Genomic DNA, 1,890 nt, shown 5'->3' with positions numbered 1-1,890 from the left:
GGCTCGACGCGCCGTGTTCAGACCACCGAGGAGATTTTGGCGAGCGGCTTGGGCGATCGCCAAGTTATTGTAGGCGTAGTACAGATTGGGATTGAGTTCGATCGCCCGATGGAGATCGGCAGCCGCCCGACCATAATCCCGCAGTCGCAGTTCGACTAAGCCCTTGACGTTATAAGCCATCGCATTTTTAGGTGCTAACTGCACCGCCCGATCGCAAGCCCCCAGAGCTTCGCCCTGCTTGCCAAACTCACTCAAGAAAAAACATTTGCTAGCATAGGCAATCGCCGACTGCGGATCGCTGGAGATCGCTCGATCTGCGTCAGCTAAAGCCGCCCCAATCCGTTTGAACATAAAATTCGCTGAGGCTCTAGCTAGATAAGCCTTGGTGTAACGGGGATTGAGCTTAATTGCTTCATTCATCGCCTCGATCGAGCCGCCGAGATTGCCCCGATTGAAGCGATCAACGCCGATCAAGAACAAGTCCGCAGCTTGAGGTTGTTTGGGAATATTATTTGCAGCTACGACGATCGGTGGTTTGGTGCCAAAATTCACACCGAGCTTACTCGCCAATCGCATGAATGTATTCGTGGGAATTCCCAAATTAAATCCAGTTTTAATCCGAATATTATCGTTAATTTCCGAAGTTTGATTAGACTCCTGAACATCACCTTTGCCGTGGATGGCGATCGTTTCGCCAGCATCATTAAAGACAGGGCCACCGCTCATGCCTGGAAGCGTATTATTGCTATAAACCAACGCATACCCGCCAGCTAATGGGCGACTAGCATTGGCCGTAACTTTACCCTCTGTAAAATTGTAAATCGATGTGGTAATCGCACTAGTGGCCAGTGGAAACCCAGACACATAGACGACTGCGCCTTCACTGGCGGTTTCCACATTGCCGAGTTTGGCGATTGGATAATTCGCCGGACTTTGAAATTTGACGATCGCTAAATCTGCATCGGTAGTGGCTTTAATATTCGTAGCAATTAACGGATAACTTTTGCCGTCAGGAGTTGTCAGTTTAAACTGCTCTTGACGATTGCGGACGACATGGGCGGCGGTGAGGACGGTATACGTACTCCCTTCTTTGCGAATCACTACCCCAGAACCGACCGAATTCTCGCTATCGATCGAGACTGTCACGGATTTGGCAATTTTGCCAACTTCTACTGGTGACAAGGCCATTGCCGACTGAGTGAGCCAAAGATTGCCGCCGCCGATCGCCCCAATCGTCAGCCACCAGCTCATCCCGCTCGACATCTCACTCAATCTATTGTGCTGCATCTGTTTTATATTTAGTAATTTCCCCGCTCCCCGCTGATCAATCCTAGTAAAGGACGGTTTTATATCTTCACTATGCCCATCTCCACCGCACCAATCTCACTCAAGTCAAGATTAATTTTATCCCAGCGATCGCCAAAACTACCGCTAGTAGCTGCTGAAGTCGGTGAGTGCCAATCTTTTTGCTGCCATATTCCGCCCCAATCCAGCCCCCAACAGCAGCGACGATCGACCACAACCATAGACTTGAAGGTAAAGTCGGCAACTTAGTCAGATAACCGAGTAATCCCGAGATCGAATTGACGAGGATAAATGCTGCCGATACGCCCGCAGATTGGGAGATCGTCGCCCAGCCCCTCAGCAACAGCAGTGGACTGAGAAAAATGCCGCCACCAACGCCAGTTAAACCCGATAATAACCCGATCGCCATCCCCAACCCGATCGCTAGATCTGCTGAAATTGGGCGTGGTTGTGTTGGCTCGGTACTAGTTTTTAAAAAACCTAATTTAGCAGCAGCATAGAGTAATACAATGCCGAGGATCGGCTTATAAAGCTGCGTGGGCAAGGAGATCGATCCGCCGATAAAGGCACAGGGAATCGAACCGA

The 1,890-nt window shown here is 50.1% G+C and carries 2 protein-coding genes; both read right to left on the bottom strand.

The window, feature by feature from the left end; all coding sequences use genetic code 11:
* Positions 1-1,287: tetratricopeptide repeat-containing serine protease family protein (locus RMO27_RS19075; protein ID WP_309735463.1), on the bottom strand; the 1,287-nt coding region annotated here is incomplete at its 3' end.
* A 100-nt stretch (positions 1,288-1,387) separates the two neighbouring features.
* Positions 1,388-1,890 (bottom strand): sulfite exporter TauE/SafE family protein (locus RMO27_RS19070; protein WP_309735461.1); only part of this gene is annotated, 503 nt, incomplete at its 5' end.

Origin of the sequence: Chamaesiphon sp. OTE_75_metabat_556 (genome assembly GCF_031378165.1) — a bacterium.
In the GTDB taxonomy this organism is placed as follows: domain Bacteria; phylum Cyanobacteriota; class Cyanobacteriia; order Cyanobacteriales; family Chamaesiphonaceae; genus Chamaesiphon.
This window is presented reverse-complemented; position numbering and strand designations above follow the sequence as displayed.